This is a genomic window from Bacillus sp. UNC41MFS5 (genome assembly GCF_000686805.1).
In genome coordinates this window covers 1-22,709 of record NZ_KK366017.1, presented here as the reverse complement: position 1 = coordinate 22,709, position 22,709 = coordinate 1, and the positions used below count along the sequence as shown (strand labels likewise).

Annotated in this window: 17 protein-coding genes, 16 tRNA genes, 1 rRNA gene and 1 pseudogene; 6 read left to right on the top strand and 29 right to left on the bottom strand. The window is 38.0% G+C overall.

Going from position 1 to position 22,709, the window contains the following annotated elements:
* Nucleotides 1-147: 147 nt before the first annotated feature.
* Nucleotides 148-1,557: an MFS transporter gene (locus BR30_RS0116425; RefSeq protein ID WP_026565905.1), complete on the bottom strand. Its 1,410-nt coding sequence runs from the start codon at nt 1,555-1,557 to the stop codon at nt 148-150.
* Between the two features lie 435 nt (nt 1,558-1,992).
* On the opposite strand from BR30_RS0116425, the gene BR30_RS0116420 reads away from it, so the two are divergent.
* The 3 genes from BR30_RS0116420 (at nt 1,993) to BR30_RS0116410 (ending at nt 5,734) form a co-directional block, all read left to right on the top strand.
* Nucleotides 1,993-2,652 carry an FMN-dependent NADH-azoreductase gene (locus BR30_RS0116420; protein WP_026565904.1) on the top strand — a complete coding sequence of 220 codons (660 nt, stop codon included), beginning with the start codon at nt 1,993-1,995 and terminating at the stop codon, nt 2,650-2,652.
* Nucleotides 2,653-2,808: 156 nt separating this feature from the next.
* Entirely contained in the window at nt 2,809-4,338 is a 1,530-nt protein-coding gene (locus BR30_RS35290; RefSeq protein WP_051633652.1) for a sensor domain-containing diguanylate cyclase, read from the top strand.
* A gap of 250 nt (nt 4,339-4,588) precedes the next feature.
* A complete protein-coding gene (locus BR30_RS0116410) occupies nt 4,589-5,734 on the top strand; it encodes a HAMP domain-containing sensor histidine kinase (RefSeq protein ID WP_331280801.1) in 1,146 nt (381 codons plus the stop codon).
* Between the two features lie 49 nt (nt 5,735-5,783).
* Here BR30_RS0116410 and BR30_RS33770 read toward each other — a convergent pair whose 3' ends face one another.
* The 5 genes from BR30_RS33770 to nagA form a co-directional block, all read right to left on the bottom strand.
* A complete protein-coding gene (locus tag BR30_RS33770) occupies nt 5,784-6,785 on the bottom strand; it encodes a CAP domain-containing protein (RefSeq protein WP_026565902.1) in 1,002 nt (333 codons plus the stop codon).
* Nucleotides 6,786-6,926: 141 nt separating this feature from the next.
* Nucleotides 6,927-7,664, bottom strand: a complete 738-nt coding sequence (locus BR30_RS0116400; RefSeq protein WP_026565901.1) for an SIS domain-containing protein — start codon at nt 7,662-7,664, stop codon at nt 6,927-6,929.
* 26 nt (nt 7,665-7,690) lie between these two features.
* Entirely contained in the window at nt 7,691-8,413 is a 723-nt protein-coding gene (locus BR30_RS0116395; RefSeq protein WP_026565900.1) for a GntR family transcriptional regulator, read from the bottom strand.
* A gap of 72 nt (nt 8,414-8,485) precedes the next feature.
* A complete protein-coding gene (nagB, locus tag BR30_RS0116390; protein WP_026565899.1) occupies nt 8,486-9,223 on the bottom strand; it encodes a glucosamine-6-phosphate deaminase in 738 nt (245 codons plus the stop codon).
* Nucleotides 9,220-10,419, bottom strand: a complete 1,200-nt coding sequence (nagA, locus tag BR30_RS0116385; RefSeq protein WP_026565898.1) for an N-acetylglucosamine-6-phosphate deacetylase — start codon at nt 10,417-10,419, stop codon at nt 9,220-9,222. The genes nagB and nagA overlap by 4 nt, the downstream gene beginning before the upstream one ends.
* A 306-nt stretch (nt 10,420-10,725) precedes the next feature.
* Between nagA and nagE the strand changes: the two are divergent.
* Together nagE and BR30_RS37990 are read left to right on the top strand one after the other, a co-directional pair.
* A pseudogene (gene nagE, locus BR30_RS0116380) lies at nt 10,726-12,162 on the top strand (N-acetylglucosamine-specific PTS transporter subunit IIBC); the annotation flags it as partial.
* A gap of 15 nt (nt 12,163-12,177) precedes the next feature.
* Nucleotides 12,178-12,693, top strand: a complete 516-nt coding sequence (locus BR30_RS37990; RefSeq protein ID WP_331280809.1) for a PTS sugar transporter subunit IIA — start codon at nt 12,178-12,180, stop codon at nt 12,691-12,693.
* A 38-nt stretch (nt 12,694-12,731) separates the two neighbouring features.
* Here BR30_RS37990 and yhbH read toward each other — a convergent pair whose 3' ends face one another.
* The 6 genes from yhbH to queG form a co-directional block, all read right to left on the bottom strand.
* Nucleotides 12,732-13,898, bottom strand: coding sequence for a sporulation protein YhbH (gene yhbH, locus BR30_RS0116375; protein WP_026565896.1), 1,167 nt, complete (start codon nt 13,896-13,898; stop codon nt 12,732-12,734).
* Nucleotides 13,899-14,177: 279 nt separating this feature from the next.
* Nucleotides 14,178-16,073: a PrkA family serine protein kinase gene (locus BR30_RS0116370; protein ID WP_026565895.1), complete on the bottom strand. Its 1,896-nt coding sequence runs from the start codon at nt 16,071-16,073 to the stop codon at nt 14,178-14,180.
* A gap of 323 nt (nt 16,074-16,396) precedes the next feature.
* A complete protein-coding gene (gene nfsA / locus BR30_RS0116365; RefSeq protein ID WP_026565894.1) occupies nt 16,397-17,146 on the bottom strand; it encodes an oxygen-insensitive NADPH nitroreductase in 750 nt (249 codons plus the stop codon).
* A 51-nt stretch (nt 17,147-17,197) separates the two neighbouring features.
* Nucleotides 17,198-17,671, bottom strand: a complete 474-nt coding sequence (gene trmL / locus BR30_RS0116360) for a tRNA (uridine(34)/cytosine(34)/5-carboxymethylaminomethyluridine(34)-2'-O)-methyltransferase TrmL (protein WP_026565893.1) — start codon at nt 17,669-17,671, stop codon at nt 17,198-17,200.
* Nucleotides 17,672-17,744: 73 nt separating this feature from the next.
* Nucleotides 17,745-18,617, bottom strand: coding sequence for an amidase domain-containing protein (locus tag BR30_RS0116355; protein ID WP_026565892.1), 873 nt, complete (start codon nt 18,615-18,617; stop codon nt 17,745-17,747).
* An 85-nt stretch (nt 18,618-18,702) separates the two neighbouring features.
* The gene (gene queG, locus BR30_RS0116350) at nt 18,703-19,833 is read right to left on the bottom strand and encodes a tRNA epoxyqueuosine(34) reductase QueG (protein ID WP_026565891.1); all 1,131 of its coding nucleotides are present in this window, start codon (nt 19,831-19,833) and stop codon (nt 18,703-18,705) included.
* A 110-nt stretch (nt 19,834-19,943) separates the two neighbouring features.
* Between queG and BR30_RS0116345 the strand changes: the two genes are divergently transcribed.
* A complete protein-coding gene (locus BR30_RS0116345; RefSeq protein WP_026565890.1) occupies nt 19,944-20,615 on the top strand; it encodes a B3/B4 domain-containing protein in 672 nt (223 codons plus the stop codon).
* 87 nt (nt 20,616-20,702) lie between these two features.
* Here the strand turns inward: BR30_RS0116345 and BR30_RS0116340 are convergent.
* The 17 genes from BR30_RS0116340 to rrf form a co-directional block, all read right to left on the bottom strand.
* Nucleotides 20,703-20,776 (bottom strand) — tRNA-Gly (locus BR30_RS0116340).
* Between the two features lie 378 nt (nt 20,777-21,154).
* Nucleotides 21,155-21,236 (bottom strand) — tRNA-Leu (locus tag BR30_RS0116335).
* Between the two features lie 27 nt (nt 21,237-21,263).
* Nucleotides 21,264-21,349: transfer RNA gene (locus BR30_RS0116330), tRNA-Leu, on the bottom strand.
* A 42-nt stretch (nt 21,350-21,391) separates the two neighbouring features.
* Nucleotides 21,392-21,465 (bottom strand) — tRNA-Cys (locus BR30_RS0116325).
* Between the two features lie 8 nt (nt 21,466-21,473).
* Nucleotides 21,474-21,548 (bottom strand) — tRNA-Gly (locus BR30_RS0116320).
* Nucleotides 21,549-21,552: 4 nt separating this feature from the next.
* Nucleotides 21,553-21,627 (bottom strand) — tRNA-Gln (locus BR30_RS0116315).
* Nucleotides 21,628-21,656: 29 nt separating this feature from the next.
* Nucleotides 21,657-21,732: transfer RNA gene (locus BR30_RS0116310), tRNA-His, on the bottom strand.
* An 11-nt stretch (nt 21,733-21,743) separates the two neighbouring features.
* Nucleotides 21,744-21,817 (bottom strand) — tRNA-Trp (locus BR30_RS0116305).
* 5 nt (nt 21,818-21,822) lie between these two features.
* A tRNA-Tyr gene (locus tag BR30_RS0116300) sits at nt 21,823-21,907 on the bottom strand.
* Nucleotides 21,908-21,954: 47 nt separating this feature from the next.
* Nucleotides 21,955-22,027: transfer RNA gene (locus tag BR30_RS0116295), tRNA-Phe, on the bottom strand.
* Between the two features lie 6 nt (nt 22,028-22,033).
* Nucleotides 22,034-22,110: transfer RNA gene (locus tag BR30_RS0116290), tRNA-Asp, on the bottom strand.
* Between the two features lie 2 nt (nt 22,111-22,112).
* Nucleotides 22,113-22,186, bottom strand: a tRNA-Met gene (locus BR30_RS0116285).
* An 18-nt stretch (nt 22,187-22,204) separates the two neighbouring features.
* Nucleotides 22,205-22,280, bottom strand: a tRNA-Val gene (locus tag BR30_RS0116280).
* Nucleotides 22,281-22,318: 38 nt separating this feature from the next.
* A tRNA-Glu gene (locus tag BR30_RS0116275) sits at nt 22,319-22,393 on the bottom strand.
* An 18-nt stretch (nt 22,394-22,411) separates the two neighbouring features.
* Nucleotides 22,412-22,503: transfer RNA gene (locus BR30_RS0116270), tRNA-Ser, on the bottom strand.
* A gap of 5 nt (nt 22,504-22,508) precedes the next feature.
* Nucleotides 22,509-22,583 (bottom strand) — tRNA-Asn (locus tag BR30_RS0116265).
* Nucleotides 22,584-22,602: 19 nt separating this feature from the next.
* Nucleotides 22,603-22,709: ribosomal RNA gene (rrf, locus tag BR30_RS0116260) — 5S ribosomal RNA — on the bottom strand; the annotation flags it as partial.

Here is a 22,709-nt window from a genome sequence, read left to right as displayed (position 1 = left end):
TTTGTTCAGTAAACTAACTAATTGGCTACACCGATAGAATAACACCATCGACAAATTTCGTCAATAATAATTTGTAAGCGGTTATCATCAAAACAAAAAAAGATAGCTAAGCGGATCTTAGCTATCTTCTTTCAAGTGATATATAAATTAATTTTTGCCTTTTCTCTTTTCTGCTAAATCAATTGCAAGTTGAGCTGTACGCTTTTTGTTTAATGGATAACAGAATACAATGATTAGGAACACCACAGCAAGTGTGACTGCAGGTACTAGGGTACCTAGTGTATGAATTCCTTGAAGCGTATCCGCTGTTTGTGCTTTAAGAGTTGGATTATAACCAACTGCTGCAATTGCTGCACCGCCAACACCGCCGGCAACTGCTTGACCAACTTTACGTGCCATTGAATAAATCGAGTAAACGGTTCCATCTTCACGTAAACCAGTTAAATACTCATGATAATCAATAACGTCAGTAACGAAAGCCCAAATGACAAGGTTGAAAAGACCATAACCAAACATTCCAACCGATAAAATTCCGATAAATTGTGTTGCTGTTATGTTAGGAAGGAAATATAGAACACCGTATACAAGAGCAGCAAGTAATAGACCACCAGAAGCTACTTCTTTTTTACCAAATTTCGCAACCAATGGTTTAACAAATGGCATACCTACAAATACTGCAATGGATTGAAGAAGACCAACCATACTTAATGCTTTAGCATTTCCGAAGTAATCTTTAAATAAATATACGTTTACTGCACCAATTAACATAAAGACAACAAGGAACAATAAGGAAGCAATAAGGAACCAAATTAATGGTCTGTTTTTTCCAAGACCTTTCATTGTTTGTTTTAAGTCCATTTTTGGTTTAGTTGTTTCGTCCATTACAATCCGTTCAACCGATAATTTATAACAAGCCATATAACAAGCAAGTGCAAGTGCACCGAAAAGTAATGCAGCAAAAATGAAGCGATTAGCATCTGGTCGGTTGTTAACAAATAAAATCATCGGTCCAACTACGTTAATAATTAATCCAGCCAAGTTTCCACCTAATGTTCTCCAACTTGATAGAGCAGTACGTTCAACTGGATCGCCGGTGATAACTGAAGCCATTGATCCGTAAGGAATATTTACTGTACTATATAGTGTTCCCCAAATAATATATGTTACGTATGCATAAGCAAGATAAAATCCATCTGACATTCCTGGAATGTGAACAAACATTAAAACACCAGAAATAACAAGCGGGAAAGACATTCTAAAGATCCAAGGCTTGAATTTGCCATTTTTCCCTGCTTTTCTTGTATCAATAAAACGGCCCCATGAAACGTCTGCTACTGCATCCCATAAACGGGCAAGGAAGAATAATCCACCGACTGCAGCAGGATTAAGATGAAAGACATCTGTATAGAAAACCATTAAGAATGCGGCTACTAGAATAAAGAAGAAATCATTCCCCCAGTCACCAAACATATAACCGAGTTTATCTTTCATTCCAAACTTTCTTAATCCATTTTCAGATACTGATTCTACAGCTGATTTTTTTGCTAATTGACTCATTTCTACCCCTCCATTAACTATCCCGTATTTTGTAATTTACCCCTAAACCTTTAATTACTATTAATCTTTTGAATCTTCAATACTATGAAACCCTTTTCAAAACCCTTTAAAAAAAATGAAAATAGTGCTGTTAATATTTTCTATTAATTAGTTTAATGAACTAATTAATTAGTATAGATGTATCTTATCATCGAGGATATAATCAGTCAATAGATTTTTGAAAGCGTTTAAATAAAAAAATCCAAATTATTATACCCCCTCTTTAATACTCAAGGAGATGGATTTATTGGTAATCCGAAGTACTTCCTAGAAACCCGATAATTAATAGATTGACACGTAATGTTCATTAACGTCACCTAATGTTCAAGATTGAGCAATGGTATTTTTTTTATAATAAAATTAGTGAAAAATATGTTTAGATAGGTTGTGTATATTGTGGAAAAGTTACTTTATATAGCTGCCAATCCGAAGGGACTGGAGAAATCAAAAGGACTAAAGATTGGGGCGGCTTTTCTTGAGTCCTTTCACCAAGTTCGGCCTGATGTAGAAATCAAGAAAGTGGATTTATTTTCCTTAGATTTCCCGCAAATGGATGCAGATTTGGTATCTGCAAGAGGGAAACTAGCTGGTTACGGGTATTCCTTAGAACAACTATCAGACATAGAAAGAGAAAAAATAATAAAAATGCATAATCTCGCTAATGAATTTATCAGTTTTGATTACTTTGTTTTTGTCTCCCCTATGTGGAATTTAAGCTCACCTGCCATATTAAAAGCATATATCGATAATCTATTTATTGCTGGAAAAACGTTTGCCCATACAGTTAACGGACCAAAGGGACTTTTAATGAATAAAAAGGCGATTCACCTCCAAACAAGAGGCGGTCAATACACAGGGACCCCAATGGAAGCATTGGAGTCCGGTGATCGGTATTTAAAAATCGCACTGCGATTCTTGGGGATTGAGGTTGCTGATTCAGTTATTACAGAAGGTTTTGATATTAATCCACTAAAGGTACCTGAGATTCTTAAACAAGGACAAGAAAATGCCAGACTTGCAGCTAAAGATTTCGCACCTAAACCTGTTACCGTTTAAGATATAAAATAACTTTGGTTTCCCTTTTAAAGGGAGGCCTTTTTTACTGTTTACTTTTGGTATTAATATCTAATTCATAGTATAATTAGAAAGATGCATTTTTTATTATTGTAAAATAGTACCAAAAACTTCATTCACTTTGCCAGGAGATTATCCATGCTAAAAGATTTTGTCTCAAATGCAGCAATATTAATTGCTTCCTTCTCTATAATGGGAGTGTTATTTAAAGATAAGCCAATACACACTAACTCTCCCCGATCAACAAAACTTTATTGGGGACTTTCTTTTGGAATTTTGGGGAATATCCTAATGGCATTTAGTATCCAAATAAATGCAAGCACGATTGCCGATTTACGCCATTTAGCTATTGTTATTGCTGCTTCCTTTGGTGGAATGATTCCTGCTTTATTATCTTCGGTTCTTATTGCGGCAGGAAGAGTTCTTCTTTTTGGAATTAATGAATCATCCATACTCGGATCAATCGGTGCACTTTTCACAGGAATACTCTGTGGGGGAATTTCAAATATTAACATTTCACGAACCCTTAAGGCTTTTATCATGAATTTAATTGGTTTGTTTTTTGTTTCCATAATTTTCATCATCAGAATTGAGGATCTTCAAATTCTTAAAAATGTATTAGCGATGCATTATTTTATTTCTTTCATTGGCGGTTTTTTAGCCTATCATTTCTTTGTTTTTGTAGTCAACTCTTATGAAGCACAAAATCAATTAAAACATAGTTTAATGAAATTAAAAGAAACGGAAGAGCGGTTTCGACTTATTGCTGAATACTCAAGTGACATGATTACCATGCACAACGAAAATGCAGAATACAAATATATTTCACCTGCTGTTAAAGAAATTATTCATTATGAGTATCCCGAACTTCTAGATAGTAATATGTATATGTTTATTCATCCTGATGATATTGAACATACAAATGAAATGTTTGAGAAAGCTTTAGAAGAAGGTACTGCTAATTCGACCTACCGCTTTCGTACAAAAATGGGAAACTATGTTTGGATTGAATCTGCTCTCAAAAGTGTTCATTTTGAAGATGATGGCAGCAAAAAAGTCATTATTGTATCCAGGAATATAACAGAACGTAAATTAACTGAACAAAAATTACAAGAGGCCAATGAACTTCTAAATCGGCTCTCCTATATGGATGGTCTAACCGGAATAGCTAATCGAAGATATTTTGATGAAACACTTGTGAAAGACTGTTCAAATTCTTCTTCTACCCATTCTCCAATCACTTTAATTATGTTTGATATTGATTACTTTAAAAAATACAATGATACCTACGGTCATCTAACAGGAGATGCTTGCTTACAATCGATTGCTCTGGCCATAGACAATCAGATTACTACCATTAACTCTGACTTTACTTTTTGCCGTTATGGGGGAGAAGAGTTTGCGCTAATCTCCCCTTCCACAGGTATGGATGAAGGGATGAAAATTGCAAAACAAATACAAGACACCATTCGGTTACTAGCGATTCCCCATATAAGTTCTAACATCGCCAATATCATTACACTTAGTATTGGAGTTGCCACCATTGTCCCCTCTGGATTTATCATGCCACAAGAGTTAATACAAATGGCTGATGAGGCCCTGTACGTATCTAAGACAAAAGGGAGAAATACTATCTCGTCTGCTCAATTAAGTTTGGAAGGTTTGTAACAAACAAGCCTTCCTATTTTTTATCCTCAAAACACTATTTTATTTTTTCTAAATTGCGCAAATATTGTTGTATAATGTGGAAAATACATGTAAAATTTCCCTAACAGCCTTATTTTGGATGGTGACGTTAATGGACATAACGAAACATCTTTTTTTAAACCTCTCAATTTTTATCATATTATTATTTTTCTGCTTAATTTTTTTCGATAATATAAAAAAATTTACCCTTTCTAAATCCTCACTAATTATCATGTGTATTGCCATGCTATGGTTATGTATTCAATTCTCTTACAATCCAGTTCCGTCTGCCCGATACGATTTAAGAATTATTCCTTTAGTGTTAGGGGCTCTTTATATCGGAATCGGACCCATTCTTACAGTTGCCATTATAGTCATAAGGGGCTTCTATGGCTTTGATTTGGGCTTTTTTCAAACAGTCGCACTTTATGTACCCATGGGAGTAATTTTCTGGCGAGTACATCCGTGGTTTTTAAGACAAATTCCAGGACGGCGCATTTTCGTTACGGTATGCATAGGTGTGGTTCTTGGTGTGGTCACGGTTATTGGGATGAGTTTCGAAAATACCCATACATATTGGCTGGATGCTTGGTTTGCATTCCTATTTATTCCCTCTCTCGGAATTGGCATTATCTCATATGGGATTGAATTTGTCAGACGAAATAACGAAATGCAGCAGGAGCTCATTAAAGCAGAAAAATTAAAAGCAGTGGAACAGATGGGAGCTGCTATCTCTCACGAAATCCGAAATCCACTAACGGCTGCCAGTGGGTTTGTCCAACTCCTGCAAGATGATTATCTTTCAAGGCATAAAAGAAAAGAATACCTATCGATTGTTAAAGAAGAATTAATTTCTGCTGAACGTGTTATTCAAGATTACTTAACTTTTGCCAAGCCATCCTTGGAAGCGCTCGAGGAACTAAATGTAAAAAGTGAACTGCGACAAATAATTAATATTCTTCAGCCTTTGGCCAATCAAAATTCAGTAGAAATTATTACTGATTTCTCAGTTATTGGTTTTATTGAGGGAGATGGACAGAAGTTTCGTCAATGTTTTGTGAATGTCATCAAAAATGGAATTGAAGCCATGCCAAATGGCGGATATTTAACCATTACTACTGAATTCAGTAAAAATTATGTAACCATAGCTGTAAATGATACTGGTATTGGAATGACGAGTGAGCAACTTGAGCGATTAGGAGAACCGTTTTATTCAACAAAAGGAAAAAATGGAACAGGTTTAGGTATGATGGTTGTCTACAGCATTGCCCGTGCCATGGCTGGTACTGTCTGGGCAGAGAGTGACGTCGGAGTAGGCACCACTTTTTATTTTAAATTCCCAACCATTCCCATGATATTAAAAAACGAATCAAACTAAAAGTAAACCGACAGGATAATTAACTGTCGGTTACTTTTAAATAATCTTATTATTTTCCGATAAACATTTGCGTCCAATGTTTGCCTGTAGCTTCATATCCTACCCCAATATGAGTGAAATTAGCACTTAGGATATTTCTGCGATGGCCTTCACTATTCATCCAAGCAGTTACTACTTCTTGTGGTGTACGTTGTCCTTGGGCAATATTTTCACCTGCAGATTTATAAGTCACACCAAAGTCCCTCATCATGTCAAATGGAGATCCATATGTTGGGCTTGTATGTGAAAAATAATTCTTCTGCTGCATATCCAGAGATTTTTTCTGTGCTACACCATTAAGTTTTGTGTCAGCCTTTAGTGCTGGAAGACCATTCTTACTGCGTTGTGCATTAGTCAAGTCAATTACTTGTTGAACATATTGACTAACATTTCCAGTGGTTGGTGCTGGTGCATTATTTTGTGTAGTAGCTGGCTGTTTTGGTGCTGGTGTTGTTTGTTTTGGTGCCGGCGCTGGCGCTGTTTGCTTTGGTGCTGGTGTTGGTGTTGTTTGCTTTGGTGCTGGCTGCTGAATTGGTGCTTGCTGCCCCGTTGGTGCCTGTCCTGACGGTATTTGTTGCTGTAGATATGGCTGAATCTGTTGAAGCGCCCAGTTTCTTGGGTCCATAGTCATGTACTGATATTTTGCATCTTGGATTAATACCGCTCTTGTATGAGGATATTGGCTACTGTTCAAAGATGTCTGATATGCAGAAATCATATCCCTATTGTTATAATTTTTCTTATTTTTTCGTTTGTTATTATATAGATTAACATCAAGATCTGAATCATTGTTATCATTGTTCGTGTAGTCCTCAGTTAATGGACCATTGTGGTCAATCCCATCATCTCTGCCATTACGGACATCCATATATGGGGTGTTATTTCTAATGTTATTGTTCATCCCAACACGAGTATCCTGATCATTTAAGTCATTTTTATCATTGTTATTACAAGCAGCAAGTCCTATTGTTAAAACCGCTGTTAAAGCTAACCCAAAAGATTTTTTTATCAATCGAAATACCTCCTTTGAAGAAATCATGTTACCCCTTTATTTTTCTAGATTTTCAAAGAAAGTATTGGTGGAAAATAAACGTATTTTTATTTTCACACAAAAAAAACCAACTAGTGTAACTGTCGGTTTCGTTTAAATCGTTCAATTTTCCAACATTGGAATTCGTTCTTTATATTTGTTAATCAACGCACGATTATGCTCTTCTGCACCATCAGCATTGCCGCTTTTAAAAATTGGCGGTTCAAAGTTATTACTGATCATTATGCTAATGGCCTCCACCATTATTCCGTTAACAATCGCTGTCCCAATGACTGTTGAACCTGAACCAAAGCTAACAGCAAGAGACTCGTGCTCCATTAATGCATCACCCACCATAATGTGATTATCAATAGCAAGGTTAGCAGTATGATACAAATATTTACCACTTTTATGTCTTGATGTCACGGCCTTTGTATAAACGTATGATGTGATTGCAATAACAAAGGCGCCTTTATTTTTAGCAAACTCCGCAACATCTATTGGCACAGGGTTCCTGCCAGAGGTTGATGCAACAATAACAATATCCTGAGGTTGAATTTTCACTCCAGTAAGAAATTGTTTTGCAAGGTCATTTTCCTTTTCTAGTTGAGATGAACGAACAGCCCCCTTATGAAGCATTAAGTCCTCAATTAAGATAGGGTTAATAGGTACTAGTCCACCTGCACGGTAAAATAGTTCTTCTCCAAGGATATGTGAATGCCCGCATCCAAAAACATGAATAATTCCATCGTTTTGGATACATTCTGCTATCTTTTTAGCAGCTTCTTTGAGGCCATCAGATTCATCCTTTTCAACTAAGCCTAATAATTCGTGAAGCTTATGAAAATAATGATTGAACATGCTAAATAACCTCCATTGCTATGACTTCAACGTTTCATTTGAATCATAAATTTGTAGCGGTCTGCACGATATACCGATTTAACGAATTCAACAGGGGTATTGTCCTTTAAAAAAGTGTTTCTTTGGATTAACATAACTGGCGCACCCTTACTGATTTTTAATAAATCAGCTTCGCTTTGACTGGCCACTGATGATTCAATGATTTGTGAAGCACTATCAATTTTTAAGTCTAATTGCTCTTCAATGTATTTATACAGGGAATCATTTACAATTCTTTCTGTAAGTCCTTTAATAAGGTTGGCTGAAATATAGTTGGTTTCTAACGCCATTGGGACATTATCTGCCATACGAATTCTTTTGATTTCATATACAGGGCCATGTTCAGAAATTAAAAGTTGCCCTGCTATTTGTCTAGTTGCAGGAATAATTTCAAAATGAAGTAATTGGCTTCCAGGTTCGAATCCTCTTGCTCTCATATCTTCTGTAAAGCTCGTTAATCCTTGAAGGGGCTGTTCAATTTTTCTTTCTGCAACAAAAGTTCCCTTTCCTTGCAATCGATATAACAATCCTTCATTTACTAACTGAGTAAATGCCTGTCTCACTGTCATACGGCTAATCTGATATTTTTCCGCATATTCTCTTTCTGGTGGGAGCGCATCACCGGGACGCAACTCGCCATTTTCAATTAGTTCTTTAATATATTCTTCAATTTGGTAATAAATTGGAATCGGAGAATTCTTATTAATCATTTCCTCCTGCTTCATCCTTTCCTTAAAACTGGCACAATGGTTTAATGTTGAAAGAGAATTCTCAATACGCTTTTAGCATTGAACCTTTAAATCTGCTATTGCCGCCTTATCTGCAATAATTGTAACACAAGGATGATTTTTCAACACAGATGCAGGAAAACTTTCATTAATCTCCCCATTTAACAGTCTAAAAAGTGCTTCTCTTTTCTTTTCACCTGATACGAGGAGCAGAATTTCTTTACTTTCCATAATGGTGGAAATCCCCATCGTTATGGCTTTAGTAGGAACCTCTTCGATGTTGTTAAAAAATCTTGCGTTTGCTTGAATCGTTGAAGAAGCTAACTCTACAATATGCGTTTTGGACGCAAAGGAAGTTCCTGGTTCATTAAAGCCTATATGTCCGTTACTGCCAATCCCAAGAATTTGTAAATCAATGCCGCCAAGCTTAGTAATTAAATCTTCGTAACGATTGCATTCTTCTTGAAAATCTGTAGCAGTGCCACTTGGAATATTTGTTTTCTCTTTATTGATATCAATACCATTAAAAAGTTGGTTATTCATAAAATACCGGTAGCTATTCTTATTTTCACCTGATAGCCCGATGTACTCATCTAGATTAAAAGTGGTTACCTTCTGATAAGAGGTCCCATTATTTTGATGGTCGTCGATTAAGCATTTATATGTTCCGACAGGTGTCCCGCCTGTTGCCAAACCAAGGTTAATATTTGGATCCTGAACTATTTTTTTTATGATATATTCAGCTGCTTTGTTACTCATTTGTTGATAATCTTTGACTTCAATAATTTTCATTTGGAATTTTCCTCCCTTTTAAATGCAAGAGCTCCCCTACATAATGTCATATAAACTTCCATATTCTCATCTAAAATAACTATGTCTGCATCTTTTCCAACTGCAATACTGCCTTTTCGATCATAAAGGTTCAATTGCTTGGCTGGGTTTACTGAAGCCATTTCGATAGCGTCCTCCAGTGAACAGTCCGAATAAGAAATGATATTTTTAACGGCTTTTCCCAATTTCAGGATACTTCCAGCAAGGGTTCCATCTTCTAGGACAGCTTTTCCATCATTTACGAAGACCTCTTGACCTCCAAGTTCATACCTGCCATTTTTCAAACATTTTGCTCGCATTGAATCAGTGATTAAAATCAATCCATCACTTCGTTTTTGCTTGAAAGCTAGTTTAACCATTTCTGGACGACTATGCACGCCATCGACAATAATCTCCGCTTTTAATTCTTCTCTTAAAAAGGCTGCCCCCACAACCCCAGGTTCACGATGATGCAGTCCTCTCATTTGATTAAAAAGATGGGTTACGTGATTGGCACCAGCATCAATCGCCTCGCAAACCTCATTATAGGTGGCATCTGAGTGACCAATCGATGCAACAATTCCATTCGTCCTTAAATATCGAATCATGTCTAATCCATTCGGCCGTTCCGGGGCTAGAGTGACAAGTTTAATCGTTTCATTGGAGAGCTTTTGCCATTCTTTAAGTAAAGCAAGGTCAGGATCAATTATATGTTGAATCGGCTGCGCCCCCGCCATTTTACCATTCACAAATGGTCCTTCGAGATGAATGCCAAGTATTTCAGATTGTCCTGAAGCGTGCTGTTCTTTGATGTATTTTCCAGCATTAATTAAGGCATTTTCAATTTGTTTCCCTTCCTGGGTCATTGTAGTAGCTAAAAAGCTAGTTGTACCTTCTCCAGGCAATGCTGCTACCATTGTGTCCAGTGCTTCCTTGGTTGCATCCATTGTGTCGGCACCTGCTACACCGTGGATATGAACATCGATAAAGCCTGGAACTGCCTTAAAATGGGCAGGAATTTCAATCACATTGCAGTTGTCTTTATTAGATAGCTCATGTAATGAACCGATTTCAATGATTTTTTGATTTTTTATTTTTATATATCCATCTTCTATTATTTGTTCTTCTGAATAAACCCGTATACCACTTAGCAAAATATGATTATCGTTTGGAATCATCTTTGATACTTCCTTTCAGGTTATATCTAAATATTAGCATCACCATTATATAGTTGTCTATACCAATTTATTTAGAAGTGATTGTTAGATTCTAATACAATTATTATTCAATACCTAAGTTATGTTAATACTTCCATATATTAGAAGAATAGATTTGTTAATAAAATAATCAAATTGGTATAGACATCTATAAATATTTGGTGATATAGTTAGAAATGGAAAAGCGCTTACACCAACATTGATTATTTTGATGGAATAATTCATTTTTAGTTAATTTTTTTATAAAAGTTTATAGGAGGTAATGTGATGAAGAAATATTTACAAAGAATTGGTCGTTCATTGATGTTACCTGTAGCTGTTTTACCGGCTGCAGCTATCTTGATGGGTATTGGTTATTGGATCGACCCTACGGGTTGGGGGGCGGATAGTCCGCTAGCGGCTTTCCTAATTAAAGCTGGGTCATCGATTATTGATAATATCCCTATCCTATTTGCTGTTGGGGTAGCATTAGGGATGGCGAAAGAGAAAGATGGTTCGTCCGCGTTAAGTGGTTTGGTTGCCTACTTAGTTGTGACAACCCTGCTTTCACCAGGCTCAGTGGCATTGCTTGAAGGGATTAAACCAGAAGAGGTAGATCCTGCGTTTGTAAAGATTGGAAATGCTTTTGTTGGTATTCTTTCTGGTATTGTTGCTTCCACGATGTACAATCGCTTTAGCCATGTTAAATTACCGGATGCTTTAGCATTTTTCTCTGGTAAGCGTCTTGTCCCAATCATGACTGCGGTATCTATGCTTGCTGTTTCTGCAATACTATTCTTCTTATGGCCCGTTATCTTTACAGGACTTGTTTCATTTGGTAAAGGTATTGCTCATTTAGGCGCTTTTGGCGCAGGTTTATATGGATTCTTTAACCGTTTATTGATTCCAACTGGTCTGCACCATGCCTTGAACTCAGTATTCTGGTTTGACGTAGCCGGAATTAATGATATCGGTAATTTCTGGGCTGGTAAAGGAACAAAAGGTGTTACTGGTATGTATCAAGCAGGATTCTTCCCTGTCATGATGTTTGGTTTACCAGCAGCAGCATTAGCGATGTACCATACTGCGAAGGACAAGAAGAAAAAAGCTGTGGCTTCCTTAATGTTAGCAGCAGGTTTCGCAGCGTTCTTTACTGGTGTAACAGAGCCAATTGAATTTGCCTTTATGTTTGTAGCTCCAATGCTTTATGTGGTGCACGCGATTTTAACAGGTATTTCCTTAGCCATTGCAGCTGCATTCCATTGGACGGCTGGATTTGGTTTTAGTGCCGGTCTAGTTGACTTTATTTTAAGTTCTAGATTACCGTTAGCAAACCATCCTTACATGTTAATGGTTCAAGGCTTAGTGTTTGCGGTAATCTATTATTTCTTATTCAGATTTATCATTACGAAATTCAACTTGATGACTCCTGGACGTGAAGAGGATGATGAAGAATCTTCTGAAATCAATATTGCAACAGGTGAAAGTAAATTTACTGTTATGGCTGCACAGATTTATGAAGGATTAGGTGGAGATGCCAACGTTACCTCTGTTGACAATTGTGTAACTCGTTTAAGAATGGAAGTAAAAGACATGAACGCAGTCGACCAACAAAAAATTAAATCGACTGGTGTACCAGGAATTAATATCGTTGGGAAGCAAAGCATTCAAGTAATTGTCGGAACGAATGTACAATTCGTAGCAGACGAAATTTTAAAACTTCGTAATAATCCAAATGCGATGAAGAAAATTAATACAACCAAAAATGATAGTTATACTACAGTGGAATCTAAAGGACTCTCTCCACTATCTGAAAAAGATTTTGTTATGCCAATCGAAGGGGTAATTATCCCGATTACTGAAGTGCCCGATCAAGTCTTCTCACAAAAAATGATGGGCGATGGCTTTGCAATTGTTCCATCTAAAGGCTCTGTCGTTTCACCTGTTGACGGAGAAGTCATGAGCGTATTTCCTACTAAACATGCTATTGGTATCAAGTCAAACCAAGGATATGAAATTCTCATCCATGTCGGCATGGACACTGTGAATTTAAAAGGCGAAGGTTTTACAGTGCTTGTAAAGGATGGAGAAAAGATTACAAAAGGACAGGAGATTCTAAAATTTGATTTAGATTTCATTAAAAAATCAGCACCATCAACAGTTACTCCAATTATCTTTACAAACTTAACAAAATTAAACGTAATAAAACAAGGACACTCATCCCAAGGTCAAGATGGAATCCTATCAATTGAATAACAACAAAAACGACTGGTGCCTGACACCAGTCGTTTTTGTTATGCGAATAATTTCGATTCCTCTGCTTGGAAAAAGCTTTTCATCGCATGAAATACATCTGCTTTTTGCTTAAGAATATAGTAGCGGAATTGGTCATCTTTAATGTTTTTATAAGCTGACATTAACGTTGAATGGCGATTATATTGATTTACTTCACCGTAGCCAAACATATTAGATACTTTCATTAATTCTTCAACTAGCTTCACGCAGCGGGCGTTGTCCGACGTGAGATTATCACCGTCTGAAAAATGGAATGGATAGATGTTGAACTTCCGTGGATTATATTTGGCATCAATGATTTCAAGTGCTTTCCGGTATGCGGATGAACAAATAGTTCCACCACTTTCACCCTTTGAAAAGAAATCTTCCTCTGAAACTACCTTTGCTTCAGTATGGTGGGCAATAAATTCAATTTCCACCGTTTCATATTTGGTTCTTAAAAAACGAGTCATCCAGAAGAAAAAGCTGCGTGCCATATACTTTTCCCAGATCCCCATCGATCCACTTGTATCCATCATGGCAATAACTACTGCTTTAGAATCTGGTTTGATTACTTCATTCCAAGTCTTAAATTTTAAATCGTCCTTGTAAATCGGGTGGAAGGCTGGCTTTCCAGTCATCGCATTTCTTTTAAAAGCTGACATCATCGTCCGTTTCTTATCGATATTCCCCATCAGCCCTGTTTTGCGAATATCATTGAATTCAATGTTTTCAACCAGATGTTCTTGCTCTTCTTTTCTTTTCAAATTTGGAAGCTCTAATTGTTTAAATAATGCTTCCTCTAGTTCCATTAATGATACTTCCGCCTCAAAGTAATCTTCACCTGCTTGGTCGCCAGCTCCTTGGCCTTTTCCAGGTCCCTTCTGGCCGCTAGAACCATCACGTGCTACTACATCACCTACTTGACTGTCACCATCACCTTGGCCCACGTGTTTGTTTTTGTCATAATTATAACGGATTTTATATTCGTCCAATGAACGAATAGGAATTTTTACGACATCTCGACCGTTAGACATGATTATGCTTTCTTCAGTAATTAAGTCAGGAAGATTGTTTCGAATTGCCTCCTGGACTTTTTCCTGATGCCTTTGCTGGTCATCGTGGCCTTTACGGTGGAGGGACCAATCTTCTCTTGAAATGACAAATTGATGGTTGTTTGTTGACAATGTAAACCCCTCCTTATTATTTTAATTGGTTCCAAAATGCACAAATTTTCATCCAATACATATGATAACGCGAGTGAAAAAAAATTAGATAAATATGGATTACTTTATCCTATGCAGAAATAAAGAATAATTTACAAATTATTTTGACAATTGTGTATTCGCCTATGAATTTGGACAAGTGGTAATGTGAGAGCATTACAGATTTTTCGTGAAATTGAATAAGGAAAAAAATAGACTGACAGATTTCTTTCTGCCAGTCCCTGCTATTTTAACCCCAACCTATCTATTTAATAGACTTCCTACATAACGAAGTAATTCATTAGCTGACGTTGTATTATAGCCATGTTCATCCACTAATCTTGCAACTACGTTATTGATTTTCTTTAGCTGCTGTTCATCCGGTGTTTTGGATGAAGTGGTAATTTTCACAACGTCTTTTAGATCGGCAAACAATTTCTTTTGGATGGCTTCACGGAGACGATCATGGGAATTATAGTCAAATCGTTTTCCTTTTCTCGCAAAGGCTGAAATCCTAATAAGGACTTCTTCTCTAAAGGCCTTTTTCGCATTTTCAGAAATACCAATTTGTTCTTCAATGGAGCGCATCAACTTCTCATCTGGATTGATTTCCTCTCCAGTGAGTGGATCCCGCAGTTTGGATTTATTGCAATAGGCCTCTACGTTATCAAGGTAATTGTCCATAAGGGTTTTCGCTGATTCTTCATACGAATACACAAATGCCTTTTGGACTTCCTTCTTGGCAATATTATCATACTCTTTCCGAGCTAATGAAATATAATTCATATAACGTTCCCGTAACTCTGCGGTGATGGACGGGTGCTGGTCGAGTCCATCCTTTAATGATCTTAGTACATCAAGTGCGTTAATAGATGGTATTTCTTTACGAATGATTGTCGATGAAATTCGGTTAATTACGTAACGAGGGTCGATACCACTCATACCTTCATCAGGATATTCCTTCTTCAGTTCATCCACATCAGCTGTATTAAAGCCTTCCACACTTTCCCCATCATATAGGCGCATTTTCTTAAGTAAATCAATATCGCCTTTTTTCGGTTCCTTTAAACGAGTAAGAATGGTAAACATCGCAGCTACTTTTAACGTATGTGGTGCGATGTGAACATCAGAAACATCGCTTTCATTGATCATTTTTTCATAAATTCTTTCTTCTTGGGACACCTTTAAGTTATAAGGTATCGGCATAACAATAATCCGTGAATGGAGTGCTTCATTCTTCTTATTGGAGATAAAGGATCTGTATTCCGTTTCATTCGTGTGGGCAACGATCAACTCATCAGCACTAATGAGGGCAAAGCGGCCTGCTTTAAAATTTCCTTCCTGTGTGAGAGACAGTAAGTGCCACAAGAATTTTTCATCACATTTTAACATCTCCTGGAACTCCATCATTCCACGGTTAGCTTTATTAAGCTCACCATCAAATCGATAGGCTCGTGGATCTGATTCAGAACCATATTCCGCAATCGTTGAAAAATCGATACTGCCTGTTAAATCGGCGATATCCTGTGATTTCGGATCGGAAGGGCTGAATGTACCAATTCCTGTTCGCTTATCTTCGGAGAAAAAGATTCTTTCAACCAATACATCTTCGATCCGCCCGCCATACTCCTGTTCTAGACGCATCATGTTTAGAGGTGAAAGATTACCCTCGATGCGAATGCCATACTCATCATAGAAATCTTTTCGTAAATGATGTGGAATTAAATGGAGAGGATCCTCATGCATCGGGCATCCTTTAATAGCAAACACAGATCCTCGATCCGTGAGTGAGTATGCTTCAAGCCCCCTTTTTAACATGGTAACAAGAGTGGACTTCCCTCCGCTTACAGGACCCATTAATAATAAAATACGTTTCCTTACATCCAGCCTTTTTGCAGCCGGATGGAAGTATTCTTCTACTAGCCTCTCAAGCGATTCCTCTAAACCAAATAATTGATTGCTAAAAAATTCATACTTCTTCGTCCCTTTTTCTTCAGTAATTCCTGCATCCTTAAGCATATTATAAACCCGTGAATGCGCCGACTGTGCAACCCATGGCTTCTCTTTCAACAACTGTAAATAATCTGCGAATGACCCTTCCCAACGTAGTTTTTCTTCTTCTTCGCGAAACATCTCGATTTTTTTTAGAATATCCATAAGGCCCTCCCCCGTAGGTTAATCAGAGACGATTTAATATACTCTATGCTGATAAGCTATTGAACATGCGTAACCATTGCGGTTAGCGTCTATCTTTTTTGTTACAATAAAAAGAATCTTCCTCTTTTCATTTTTATAAGATAGGCTATAATAAAACTATATGTGAGACAAGATAGAAAAATGTATGACGAAGGAGGATTACATAAATATGAACACTTTCATCGTTTGTTTAGTAATGGTCGCGTTTTTAGCGGCAATCTTCACATCAGGTTATAATGACAAACCAGGTTCAACCAAATAAAAGCTGCCGATTGGCAGCTTTTTTAGTGGAGATCCAGTTTATTTTTTTGAATAAATTCCTTCATATACATTCTACTCTTCCTATCAAGCATCCTAGCCATTTGTTCGGTCCAACGGTCTTTTCTTTTCCCACCTGTCCGCTCTTCATAGTAGTTAGAAATTAAGTTATCATAATTTTGTAGCTGGCTAATGTAAGCCTCTGTATCTTGTTCATATTCGTCTTCATGATAAACATGTTCAAATGACAACCTCGGTTTTTTTTCATTTAGTTTAGTCGGAAACCCAACTGCTAGTCCAAACAAAGGAATAACCCGCTCTGGTGTTTTTAAAATCTTTGTTACCTCATCTAAATTATTTCGAATTCCACCTATGTAACAAATTCCTAACCCCATCGATTCTGCGGCAATCGCTGCATTTTGTGCGGCTAAAGACGCATCGATGAGGGCTACCATAAACTTTTCCGTGCTTTCAATCGAAGGGGCTACATTTACCTGTTCAGTCTCCCCAATAATGGTATGGCGGTATAAATCCGCACAAAAGACAAAAAAGTGGCCGTTTTTTTCAACATATTCCTGATGCCCTGCAATCTCTGCTAGTTTTTTCTTTTTATCTTTGTCTTTCACACCAATTATAGAGTAAGCCTGAATAAAACTAGATGTGGATGCAGATTGAGCACAAGTAACAATTGTTTTAATTTGTTCGTCAGTTAGTTGCTTGTCCTCAAATTGACGAAGAGAGCGGTGGTTTAATATTGTTTGGATAACTTCATTCATAACAATCTTCCTTTCCATTACTTAAAAGGAGGCCCTTTAGGCCCCCTCGGATTATTGTAGATGCGCATAGTTTTGCTGTCTTAGCGCTTCATAGATAAGAATGGCGGCTGTATTGGACAGATTTAGAGAACGAATATTTTCATTCATAGGAATCCGCAAGCTGACTTCTTTATTATTTTCAATGACATCTTTCGGAAGTCCTGTTGTTTCACGCCCAAAAATAAAGTAATAATCTTTGCCTGATTGACTATAATCAAAACTGCTAAAAGCCTTCTGTCCAAATTTTGTAATATAAAAAAATTCACCGCCCGCATTCTTCTCATAAAAGTCATCAAGAGAATCATAGTAGAAGATATTAACGTGTTCCCAATAATCGAGTCCTGCTCTTTTTAACATTTTGTCATCCGTAGAAAAGCCTAATGGACGGATAAGATGTAAATTTGTATCTGTTCCTGCACATGTTCTTGCAATATTTCCTGTATTAGAAGGAATCTGCGGTTGATATAAGACAACATTAATTGACATGGAATTCACCTCATGTAAAAACTCTACATGCCATTATACCATTATCATAGACCCTTTCAATAATTCAGCCTCCTTAATCGATGATTGAAAAAAATCTGTACTTAATATTTGGGGTATAGGCTGATGAATCTTCGTATGCCCAATACCTCATGCGACTATTATACGTATGGGCATTAACTAACGGCATACCATTTGCATCCTTACCCGTCACAATCGTATTATGATTAAACCGTCCATCTCCTTCAAAATCGTAACAAATTATATCTCCCAATAATAATTGATCCGGACTGTTCACTTCCCTTGCCCGTAAACCAATTTTCGAATTAGCGAAGTATCCCTTTAGAGAGTGCGCCACTGCCCAACTATAGCTATAATTGCTTTTTTGAAGCCACCAGCCTGCTGCCCGATTAGGATAGCCTCTCATAGGTGCACCGCCACTATGAAGGCATTGTGAAATGAAATTGGTGCAATCATTTTCAAACTTTTTATATGCAGGGTTGTAGCTATTCCACCACCTTTCAGCATATTGCACAGCCTTTAATCTGTTATACTGAAAGCTTGATCGTTCATCCTGATCCTTTACAGCCAATTCTGTTGGTAGCTGATGGGTTTCTTGAGCTTCGTAAGTGCTAATTTCCTCATCCATCACTAAAGCCTCTTTATAAAACTTAGCTAATCTTTCTTCAACTTCTTCTTCCATATACAGTAAACCCTTTTGCTTGATTAAATATTGATAATGGGCATGATATTTTACCCTATGAAATTCATCCTCTTTATCTATTTCTATGATTCTGCCCGAAGCTTTTACTTTTACAATTTCAGCAGATCTTTTTGCAAAGGCGCTTTGCTTCATATCAGCCTTTGGAAAAAATAATTTAGGAGTTCCATTTTCGCTAACAAATTGATTTACTCTTTTTTCAAATAACTCTTGTATCAAATGAAGCATATTCTCCACCCCTTTCATTCATACATATGAGGGACGACAGGGTTTAATCAAAAAAAATAAGCGAACTAATTGAGTTCACTCATTTTTACCTATAAAAACTTAAGGCTTTTTCTATTTCATTTTGTACTTCAAGATCCTTTTCATGCTCCTGAGCTTTTTTTAAGGCCACAAAAGCTGTCTTTCCGCCTATTTTGCCAAGGGCCCATGCTGCTGTTCCTCTTGAAACTGAACTTCCCTCATTCTCTAGAATATCTACTAAATCTGGAATGGCTGTTTCATCCTTAAAATGAGCAAGGGCAATGATCGCATTTCGCTGTATCGGTCTTTTCCCCCGCCATGAACCGGCCACGGATCCAAATTTTGCTTTAAATTCCCGATTGCTTAACTTTAGGATTGGCTTTAATAAGGGTTTCGCAACTTCCGAACTCGGTTCAAGTTCTTCATGAAAATGAAAGTTCTTCCCTTTGTTAACCGGACACGCAGTTTGACAAGAATCACAACCATAAATCCGATTTCCAATCTTATCTCTAAATTCTTCAGGGATGATTGTTTTCGTTTGTGTTAAAAAAGAAATACAGCGCTGCGCATTTATCTGTCCACCTTGGACCAATGCCCCCGTTGGACAAGCGTCCAAACACTTGGTGCATGATCCGCATTGATCTTCCATTGGTGTATCGGGTTCGAAAGGTATACTTGTAATCATTTCACCCAAATACACATATGACCCATACTCAGGTGTAATAATGGCGCAGTTTTTTCCACTCCAACCAATTCCAGCCCGTTCGGCAACAGCACGATCTGAGAGCTCTCCAGTATCAACCATTGATTTTAACCTTGCTTCAGGTACCTTTTTAGTGAGAAAGTCCTCTAGCTTTTTAAGCCTATCGTTCAGCACATGATGATAATCAAGACCCCATGATGCCCTGCTGAATATCCCTCTCCGCTCACCCTTTTTACTTTCTACACGGTGATTCATCTTGGAAGGGTAAGCAATCGCAATAGAAATGATTGAACGAGGTTCTTCTAGCAATAAAGAAGGGGTCACTCGTTTCTCTATATCTGGTTCTTCAAATCCTGATTGGTAGTTAAGTGCCTGCTGCCTTATTAATCGATTCTTTAAGTCAGTGAACATATCAGCTGTGGTGAAACCAATTTTATCAATTCCTATTTCTTTACTATAAGCAATCAGTTCTTCTTTTAAGTCCATGACCTTCATTTGGTCCCCTCCTTCCTTTGAAGTGATTTATTAAAATTTTGGATAGTTAAATTATTAGTTCCGCATCATTTATGATAAACTATTTTCATTGCTTTTTGGAGGTGGAATGGTTGGAAATTAAACTATCAGAGGAAATAATCGAGCTAATACCTAGCTTTAAAGTGGGGATAATTGAATATAAAAATATCAATGTCGGTGAGTCGCCGCAAATGATTAGAGGAAGGCTTCAGCTTTTCCAAGAATCTATTTATTTTGATTTAGAAAATAGAAATGTTACCGAACTCTCTGGCATTCAAGAATGGCGTTCGATTTTTAAAAAGTATGGGAAAGACCCGAATCGATATCGCCCCTCAGTCGAAGCGTTATACAGAAGAGTTCAAAAACAAAATTATCTTACATCTATTCAAAGTGCAATTGATATAAATAATTTTTTCTCTTTACAATATCAAGTGCCTATTGGAATTTACGATCAGTCTAATTTGAATGGACCCGTAAGCATTCGATTAGGAACGGAGGGGGAAGAATATACTGGGTTGAATGGACGGAAAAATTCTTTGAATCGTCTGATTGTATCTTCAGATAATCTGGGGCCCTTTGGAAGTCCCTTCGTCGATTCGGATAAAGCACCAGTAACGTTTGCTACCAAAAATGCCCTGCAGATAATATATTTGCAACCGTCAACCGATGTTGAAAACTCGAAGAGACTAACAGAGTCATTGATGAACATGTTTACTCAAATACATGGAGGAGAAGCCACTTTCCAATTAGTCAGGTGTCCATAGGGCATCTTTTTTTCTTTATTTTTTATATAGAAAAAAACGCAATTCATCGTTCTCTAAGTAACGATAAACTGCGTTAGTTAATATGTATGGAGCGGGTGATGGGAATCGAACCCACTACATCAGCTTGGAAGGCTGAGGTTTTACCAGTAAACTACACCCGCATTATATGAATTAATGAATCAGCAACTGACCCTTATTATATTACACACTATTTTTACTATAGTCAAGGGAAAAAAGCGAATTTTGTCGAAATTACTTATAAAGGGGATAATTATTGGAATAGGGTTATTGATTTGTAGCAGCCTTCAATCAGAATTATGGATCGATTACGCTTCTTCTATACTGAATATTTTTTCTAGCTGATTATTAATCCTTACCTCTTATGAATTTTACAGTTCCGGTTGAGGATTGGTATCTATTCGTTACCGTAAACTGCCTTTTTCTTTAATTAAGGGAACGATTAGGGGTTATTCGTTACTAATACTAGCCAAAAAAAAGTTGCTCATAATAATATGAGCAACTTTTTTAAAACAATTTGATACCGGTGATCGGGGTCGAACCGATACTCCTCACGGAACACGATTTTGAGTCGTGCGCGTCTGCCAATTCCGCCACACCGGCGCGTATTAAAATGTTTTGATAAAGCAATGCCGAGGACCGGAATCGAACCGGTACGGTAGTCACCTACCGCAGGATTTTAAGTCCTGTGCGTCTGCCAGTTCCGCCACCCCGGCGAAATGTTATTACCTGTTCTTATCCATACTTGGCAAATAATATGGAGGCGGCAACCGGATTCGAACCGGTGGTAAAGGTTTTGCAGACCTCTGCCTTACCACTTGGCTATGCCGCCATAAATATTGGAGCGGAAGACGGGATTCGAACCCGCGACCCCCACCTTGGCAAGGTGGTGTTCTACCACTGAACTACTTCCGCAAATTGGCTGGGCTAGCTGGATTTGAACCAACGCATGTCGCAGTCAAAGTGCGATGCCTTACCGCTTGGCTATAGCCCAATGTTTACTAATTTAGAATTTTTATATAATGGGGCGACTGATGGGAATCGAACCCACGAATGCCTGAACCACAATCAGGTGCGTTAACCACTTCGCCACAATCGCCACTATAAAATTGGCAGGGGTAGTAGGAATTGAACCCACACCAAAGGTTTTGGAGACCTTCGTTCTACCTTTAAACTATACCCCTATAAATGGTGGAGGGGGACGGATTCGAACCGCCGAACCCGGAGGGAGCGGATTTACAGTCCGCCGCGTTTAGCCACTTCGCTACCCCTCCACTATAATATTCATATTGCTTCATCTGGTGCAAGCAAAAACTAAAGGTGGCTCAGGACGGAATCGAACCGCCGACACAAGGATTTTCAGTCCTTTGCTCTACCGACTGAGCTACTGAGCCAACATATGGCGGTCTGGACGGGACTCGAACCCGCGACCTCCTGCGTGACAGGCAGGCATTCTAACCAACTGAACTACCAGACCAATTGCGGGGACAGGATTTGAACCTGCGACCTTCGGGTTATGAGCCCGACGAGCTACCGGACTGCTCCACCCCGCGACAATAATAATGTAAATATGGTGGAGGATGACGGGATCGAACCGCCGACCCTCTGCTTGTAAGGCAGATGCTCTCCCAGCTGAGCTAATCCTCCATAATAATGAAAGTTATTTTCATTTGCGTGAAAAAATTTGGTGACCCCTACGGGACTCGAACCCGTGTTACCTCCGTGAAAGGGAGGTGTCTTAACCGCTTGACCAAGGGGCCATATCGTTTAAAAAGTTATGGCGGAGAGCAAGGGATTTGAACCCTTGAGACAGGGTTACCCGCCTACACGATTTCCAATCGTGCTCCTTCGGCCACTCGGACAGCTCTCCATATATGGCTCCGCAGGTAGGACTCGAACCTACGACCGATCGGTTAACAGCCGATAGCTCTACCACTGAGCTACTGCGGAATAATATAATAATATTACAGCCTGGCAACGTCCTACTCTCACAGGGACGCGTGTCCCAACTACCATCGGCGCTGAGAAGCTTAACTTCCGTGTTCGGTATGGGAACGGGTGTGACCTTCTCGCCAT